This window comes from Hymenobacter profundi, from assembly GCF_019334315.1.
Taxonomy (GTDB): domain Bacteria; phylum Bacteroidota; class Bacteroidia; order Cytophagales; family Hymenobacteraceae; genus Hymenobacter; species Hymenobacter profundi.
Map to the genome: position 1 here is coordinate 1 of NZ_JAHWGL010000150.1, position 7,573 is coordinate 7,573.

Annotated in this window: 7 protein-coding genes; 1 reads left to right on the forward strand and 6 read right to left on the reverse strand. The window is 50.4% G+C overall.

Annotated features, from left to right (window positions below; translation table 11 throughout):
- Positions 1 to 302: 302 nt before the first annotated feature.
- Positions 303 to 635 (reverse strand): DUF6896 domain-containing protein, encoded by a 333-nt coding sequence (locus KYK14_RS20815; RefSeq protein ID WP_219161619.1) that lies wholly within the window; start codon positions 633 to 635, stop codon positions 303 to 305.
- A 585-nt stretch (positions 636 to 1,220) separates the two neighbouring features.
- Between KYK14_RS20815 and KYK14_RS20820 the strand changes: the two genes are divergently transcribed.
- The gene (locus tag KYK14_RS20820) at positions 1,221 to 2,483 is read left to right on the forward strand and encodes an erythromycin esterase family protein (protein ID WP_219161620.1); all 1,263 of its coding nucleotides are present in this window, start codon (positions 1,221 to 1,223) and stop codon (positions 2,481 to 2,483) included.
- A gap of 258 nt (positions 2,484 to 2,741) precedes the next feature.
- Here KYK14_RS20820 and KYK14_RS20825 read toward each other — a convergent pair whose 3' ends face one another.
- From KYK14_RS20825 to KYK14_RS20845, 5 genes are all read right to left on the reverse strand, one after another.
- Positions 2,742 to 3,074 carry a hypothetical protein gene (locus KYK14_RS20825; RefSeq protein WP_219161621.1) on the reverse strand — a complete coding sequence of 111 codons (333 nt, stop codon included), beginning with the start codon at positions 3,072 to 3,074 and terminating at the stop codon, positions 2,742 to 2,744.
- Entirely contained in the window at positions 3,035 to 3,538 is a 504-nt protein-coding gene (locus KYK14_RS20830) for a hypothetical protein (protein WP_219161622.1), read from the reverse strand. Before KYK14_RS20830 ends, KYK14_RS20825 begins: the two co-directional genes overlap by 40 nt.
- A 256-nt stretch (positions 3,539 to 3,794) precedes the next feature.
- A complete protein-coding gene (locus KYK14_RS20835; protein ID WP_219161623.1) occupies positions 3,795 to 5,321 on the reverse strand; it encodes a carboxypeptidase regulatory-like domain-containing protein in 1,527 nt (508 codons plus the stop codon).
- A gap of 98 nt (positions 5,322 to 5,419) precedes the next feature.
- The gene (locus tag KYK14_RS20840; protein WP_219161624.1) at positions 5,420 to 5,941 is read right to left on the reverse strand and encodes a hypothetical protein; all 522 of its coding nucleotides are present in this window, start codon (positions 5,939 to 5,941) and stop codon (positions 5,420 to 5,422) included.
- Positions 5,942 to 6,077: 136 nt separating this feature from the next.
- Positions 6,078 to 7,573 (reverse strand): hypothetical protein (locus KYK14_RS20845; RefSeq protein WP_425514708.1); only part of this gene is annotated, 1,496 nt, incomplete at its 5' end.

The window sequence follows — 7,573 nt, forward strand, 5'->3', positions numbered from 1 at the left end:
TTAGTAGGGTGAGGGCTGTCTTTCATGACTCTCGAAAGATAAGACCCTATTCTGTCCAGATTTACCCGACCACCTCAGAGTGCCCCGAACGCGGTTTGATAGGCCGGGCTGTATTTCATAAGCGAAGGCAAGTAGAGCACCAGATACGCCGGATGATGCCCGGTCATGCGGCTGGGCAAAGCGACGGTAGTAATAGAATAAACAGTTTGTCACACATCTTGACGACTGGTTTAAAAAATGTGATTAGTCTATGAAACAGATGTTTAGGCAAGAGCTATAGTCTATACCATCAACTGAGCAGTTTATCGGCAATAGAAGTAGCTCTGGGCCAATGTTCTTACATACTGGTCCTCTAGTACATCACAGTTCACACCGATACTGTCCGTATAGAGCTTGAATTTCCACGCATCAAAAGAGTAGTTACCCGTTTCATCCCAGTCAAAAGACACGAGCTTTCGCTCGTTGAATTCAACCGTGCAGCCAGCACCATGCAGCGCATACCCCATGGTCTGTTCTGTATCTAAAAAGCCTGTTCGGTCTAGTCGTCCGCTCCGCCAGGCATACACAGGGGATGTCGCTGCAAGTCGCTCCTGAAACAGCTGAATAACGAGCCGAACGTCCTCTCCATAAGCCATAAGCAATCGTGAGACCTCTAATTCTGATAGCAGCATCTGACCTCGTCTTATGAAAGTTCTACGCTATGGAACTGGGAAAGTACGCTTTCTTATAAGGGAACCAGTCAGCAATAGCGTACAGCGCGTATAACGGCGGCGGTCTAAATTAAGGTGATGTTAAATCTTGCTCTATTTTAATAAAGCATCTTTTCGGTAACGCAATGAGGTATTTTCGTTTTAAACAGAAAAGTGTTATCACCTTGCTTTAGACCACCACCCGTATAACATCTGACAATAGACCGTTTACTAAAGGTTATAGGTTAGTCGCAAGCGGCTACAATGAAGCTATTTCTTGTCGGCGGCTTATTACGCCTCTCTTATTAGGTAATCACGATGCACTTGCCTGCTTGGTCGTGCAAAGAGGATGTATGAGTTCTGTTCGGTCTCCTATAGACCGCACGTTGCAACGCCGACGCTGCCGCTAGTACTCTACTGGGTAAAACTGTACTTTCCTGCCTTGTGATACCACAGGCCTCACACATGAGAACGACTCTACTACTCTTACTGCTACTACTCGGCCCTTTATGGTCGGCAACGGCTCAATCAATGGCCGACCGCGTGGCCTACGTCCAGAAAAATGCGCTCGTAGTAAGTAACGTTGACCCTACCAACGAAGACTATACGGACCTTGCCCCCCTTCGGGACCGCTTACAGCAGGTAACAATCATCGGATTAGGCGAGCCTATTCATTTCGATGGGAGTGCGTTTCAAGCAAAAGTTAGGCTCATCAAGTTCCTGCACCAGGAATTGGGCTTTCGTATCCTAGCCTTTGAGAGTGGGTTTTATGATTGCTACAAAGCTTGGCAGCAGATACAAGCAGGGGAAACAACGATAGAGGCTGCTCGAAAGTCGCTCTATCCCTTTTGGATTAGCACAGAAACCGAAGCACTCTTTACCTACATTGAGCAACAGAAGCACACAGATAACCCATTGATTCTAGCTGGTATCGACTGCAAATTCTCCGGCGCATACTCCCGTGAGAATCTGCTACCCGATTTAACAAGTTACCTGGGGGGTACTCACTCCGCCCTGGTACAGGATACTGCCAAATGGCGCACCTTCGGCGCTTCGCTGGCTCGCGTCATCGCCCTCTCCGACTATTTCACCAAACCCAGCGTAGCCGACACACTGGTGGTAAATCCCATCTTGCGAGGTATTCTAGCCGAATTACAGAGAACGACCACGTCGTCGGCTGCTATCTCCCCGGAGCAGGTATTCTGGCAGCAATTCTGTCGAAGTTCGCTGACCGAAATAGCGCGCAAATTCTCGCCCAAGCCGGGGCAGAACGGGCAAAACGCGAATGAGCAGGGACGAGACTGGCAAATGGGGGATAACGCGATTTTCCTGCAGCAGGCGTTATACCGAGGGGAAAAAATGATGGTATGGGCGGCGGCCTCGCACCTCACCTACCAGGGGGCCAACATCGACTTAGCATTCTATTACCAAAATCCTCGGGTGGGGGATTACCTGAAGCAGCGATATGGCGAGGGCTACTACAATATAGGCTTTACCGGCTACCGGGGTAAATTTGGAAAGCTATTATTCTTCCATGTACTGCGCGTAACTACACATCAGCCCAACAGCATCGAATATGTATTAGGACAGACTAAACAGCCCTTTCTATTACTCAACTTCCGCCAACCCAACCTCCCGTCATGGTTACAAGCCTCCCTGATTGCCCGACCCTTTGGCTACAAGGAAACGCGGATGAAATTGCCGATGGTCATGGATGGGCTGTTCTATACGGAAGATGTGTTTCCGAATCATTGGATTCCGCCGGTAGCAACCCCTGAGCAGAAGCGATACTAGCTATTCTGGCAGGATGGAATACCCTGCACTACACGAAGCACTTAGTAGAGATGGCCTAAAGGCATTTATTCACAGCAAAGTTCTAGGATAGGTGTAGTGACCGGCCGGATTGTAAATATAACTTTTATAATAAAGCGTTTATAACTATCGTGGCTGTTGCAAAAGTCTCGGCAGTGGATCGACTGGGTAGTGTCGGCATCCAGAAACCCTCGCGTAGGGGCCCTTGCTAGTAGTAAGTGCGGGTTGAATAACTCGTTGTCAACGTGTCGCGAGACTTTTGCAACAGCCACGCGAATTATATTCCAACGGTCGAATAACAGCGAGCACATCATCATTAGGAATACTATTCAAATCCATCAGATCAAAAGCTTCTTGACCACGAACGGTTAATCCAATATTACCAGGTGTAATAGAAGTGCTTTCCATAAAACCGCTCTGGCTAGATAAGATACCTCTATTATATAGTTCTAGTATGTCTTGCGCAAGAAGCCATGTATCATCGCCAAAAGCATCTGGATACATGCCAAAAGACTCTTTGAGGATTTGAAACTCTAGGAAGTCTTGTCTTCTACCAAAATAGGACAGTAACAAAGATTCTGATAAGTAAGCCCATCAGCCATACTCAAAACTTGATATGCTTTCTGTGCTGAAATAGTGGCGGCAAAAGCAGCATTCTTAAATATATTAGCAATAAGCTGCACTTTCCTTTCTTGGTATTGTGCTCTACACTTTAACAGAACTCCCTCTAAAAGCTCCGCACCGTCACTTGAAAAGTTATTTTCTCCTTGAAAAAAATCGTCTTGTCTAACGATTTTACCAACTTGTATATCTCTTATAATACTATCTGCCACATAAACCGTCGCACTATCAAGACGCTGTTGCTCTCGGTTAGAGAATACACGCATTTTAAAATCTTTCAATGTAGCAGAGAGAATTGGACCAAGGCCTCCACCTATTAATGCTGCATTCGGTCCAAGTAAGCCCAAGGCGGCTCCAAACACTCCAACTGTCACATCTATCGCCGTGTCACTCATATCTAACTTTTCCTTGCCCATGAGTATGTATATATTGACTAGTGAGGTGTTCAAATTAGAACTCTTTTCTGAACACTTTTAGTACCCACGCAAACAGCCCCAAAAACGCAGATTTTTGGGGCTGTTTTTCAATAGGTAATCTGAATGCCTCTTACTCGTTCAGAAAAGAACTCTTTTCTGAACGAGTAAGAGGCATGTGCACAATGACAATGGGCAACTATTTCAGTACATGATGAGCGACCCAGTAGATAAGCTGCGCAAACTCTGCTACACTGGTTTACTTCCAGTCCGGCAAAAAGGCGTTAGCAAATAGGCGCACGCGATTCTGGCGTGACAGGTCTATAGTCCATATTTCGGGCGGACTCAGGTTGTCGTTGGCCCTATTCACGAAGATAACTTTGCTACCATCGGGCGAGAAGCGGGGGGCTACATCATTAGTGCCCGCTGGCTTGCCCACGAGTGTACTAGTCGTTCCACCAGAAAGATCTACTACGCCCGTACCATCCAGATTTTGCAGAAAGAGGTGCGCATCTAGTTGCCGGCCATTTACGTCGTTCAGACCGGCTACATCATGCGAATACAGCAACTGCCGGCCGTCCAGGCTGAAGGAAGGGGAATCTACACGGCCTGGTAGGTTGCCGACCAGCAGCGTGGGATTCGAACCATCGGCGTTCAGTAGATAGATTTCAGAATCAAAAACATTGGAACCAATCGTTTGTACCAGTAGCCGATTGCCTTGGGCGGTCCAGTCGCACTCGCGGAAGTGGCGGCCGGCGGGCGCCGTGGCCAGCAATGTCAGGCCGGTTCCATCGCGGTTGATACGGTAGAGCTGATCGTAGTGGGCGTACACAAGTTGCGCACCATCAGGCGACCAGCGGTAGCCGATGCCAGGATTGGAATAGCCCTCCACCGCGAGGGTTGTGATGCGCCGCGCATTGGTGCCATCCCGATCCATCGTGTACAGCTGAAACTGCCCAGTCGCATTCGACGTGTAGGCAATCCGGTCGCGGGTAGGGCTCAGTTGGGGCGCCGTTTCGATAAACGGCGAGGTTGTGAGGCGGTAGCCAGCACCAGCTACATCTGCCGCGTAGATGTCCGTATTGCCGTTCTCCTCTCGTACGTATAAGTAGCGGTGTTCGGGTAGAGTAGCGGTCTGAAAACTCCACACTGGGCCGCGTACGGTTGCGCCGGCTTGGTCGCGCACAGTCACTTGCCAGAAGTAAATGGTGTTGAATTTCAGGTTGGAGACCGTTACGCTCGTATCGCGGGAGTTACTCAGCAGCTGCCGCCGAGTGGTGGAAGTGCTTTCGTAGAGTATCACGTCGCTACGCAGCGAATCGCTCTGACCATCGGGGTCGGTTACCCGCCAACGCAATGTCAGTGTTATAGGAGCTACGTTGGTCGCCTCATCGGCCGGACTAGGAAGCGTAGGCGCATTGGGCGGACGATTAGCGCTGTTGGCGCGTTCCAGTACCACTGTGACAGCCGTTGGCGCCGCCTCGCTGATGGTTACGGCTATGTCCTGCGGGCTGTACTCGGCTTTGCGAATCGAGAGCGTATACTTTCCCGTGGTCAGAGCAGGCAGTGTAAACTTGCCTTGCGCGTCGGTGAGGAAGGAAGAGGTAGCCGGATTCGTAGTCACCACCGCATTGACCACTGGCGTGTTGTTCCGACTTTCCAGGACTACTCCTTCTAAGGAGCCATAGCGCGCTGGCTCCACCGTGGTCGACTCACAGGCTATTAGCAGCTGACTAATGAAACCTACTACTAGCCATACGCCTACGGCCCGAAAGAAGCTAAACATAGAAAAGGTAAATCTGGGCAGAGACTACTCCACCGTACGAGGCGCACGGCCACAAAAAGTTAGAATGAAAGTTAGCAGGAGTAGTGTAAACCTGCTCATCAGGGACGATACGCAGCCTGGCCTTGCTGAATACTGATTTTCATTCCATTGCCCACCATCTGCACCTGATAGCCGGGCGGCGCCTGAGCCCCGCTTTCTACCTGCTTCAGTTGGTTGTCCAACCCCTGCTGTAGCACTGCATACCGACGCCCATCAACCGTAAGTTGTTGGTCTACCACGTTGCGCGCCCCCTGCTGTACGATTTCGGAACGCGTGTGCTGACCGGAGATGGTACTGTTCACCACGTTGTCAACTCCGACCTGGGAGACCAGGGTTACGTTGCTGCTTCCTACCTGCACAATGTGCGCCGCATTGCCGGCACCTTGTTGCGTGAGTTGGGTCATGTTGAGCAAGCTGGTGGGCGCGGCGGCTCTTTGGAACACGCTTCGCTCAGTAGCCAGCTGGTCCAAAAGCTGCTGCTCGGCATTTAAGGACGTATTACGCACTTCCTGCGCCCAGCCTTGCTGCACGATTGCTACCAAACCTAGTATCGTCAATAAACCTACTGCACTTATTTTCATAGTCTTATAAAAATGTCGCCTCTGCTAACAGTTAAGTTGTGAGTTATCAGTAAATCAAGTAATCTGATATTAACAACTCACAACTTAACTGTTGCATGGAAGCCGTGTTATCGTTTAGCGCTAGCAGTCAGTTGGCCTACCGGTTCTGGCGCACCACCGACACGTTGTTGGTGCCCGACTGATACACCTCGTTGCGGTTGCCCGACAAGCCCTGGTAGGTGCTGGCGGAGTTGTTCTCCCCGCTCTGCTGTTGCCGGGCATAGTTGGAAGCGCCGCTCTGCTGGATCAGGAACTGGTTGTCTACCCCACCCTCATCCAGCTGAATGGCCTGATGGCCCGTGCCCTCTTGCAGGATGCGCATGCGGGCCACATCGGCGCCCCCAGCGCCCGCCTGCGTTTGCGTCGCTGTGTTGCCCGAGCCGATCTGCTCAATCAGGGCTTCATTATATTGATTGGTCTGGGTTTGGCTGGCTTTATTGCCATTGCCTTGCTGCGTGATCTGTGCCGTCAGGTTGGTGCCGTATTCTTGTTTCTGCGCGGCTTGGTTGCTGTTGCCATTCTGAAGAATGGTAGCTGTAGCATACTCTATCGTTTGTACCTGAGTAGCACTATTATCATTCCCGTTTTGGGTAGTAGAAGTGGTGAAAAGACCCCGTTCCTGCTGTTGAGTGGCAGTATTACGATTGCCCGACTGAGTAATAGAAGCCTGACTGCCACTTGCACCGGCTTGTGTCTGCGTCGCGCGGTTGCTGTTACCCGACTGAGTAGCAGTGGCAGACATACCATAATTAAAATCGATGTCCCGTTGTGTTTGCACCAACATGTTATTATTCCCTACCTGCGTAGCAAACACCCGACTGTTCAACGCACCTTGCGTCTGCGTGAGCGTGTTATCGTTCCCGTTTTGGCTGGCAGTGGCTCCATTCGAGCCAAACGTTTGCTTCTGGCTCGCCTGGTTACGGGTGCCGGTTTGGCTGATGTCACCACTTTGGCCACCAAATCTGAAGCTACCGCTTTGCTCTTGGGTAGCGCGGTTGCTGCTACCTAGTTGCGTGATAGTACCCGTGTTATCGCCGGCTTGCGTTTGACTGGCATAGTTAAAATCCCCTCCGGCTTGCGTTACACTAGCCCTACCTTCACCATAGTAGGTTGCCTGATACTGGATAACCGTATTATAATTCCCGGTCTGCGTCGCCCTTACCAAAGAGCCAGGGAAGCCTGACTGTTGCTGCTTGGCGTTGTTGCCCGTTCCCGTCTGCGATAAGCTAACGAGGTTATTGAAGCTACCATTTTGCTGCTGCGTAGCTATGTTACTAGTTCCTACCTGCGTAAGCGTAACGCGGGACACATTAGTAGAATTCGTTTGTGCCTGCGTGGCTTGGTTATAGCTACCTGTTTGCGAAAGGGTAGCTTGATTCTCAATGCCATTCACACTTTGGCTACCCGTGTTATAGGTGCCGTTTTGTATAAAGCTCGCTTGGTTATTTTCACCATTCACACTTTGGCTACCCGTGTTATAGGTACCAGTTTGCGAGAGATTCGTCGGGTTGTTGGTACCATTCACGCTTTGGGTCGTTGTGTTATTGCTACCCATTTGCGCGAGGGTCGCTTGGTTGGCGACACCTGCTATCG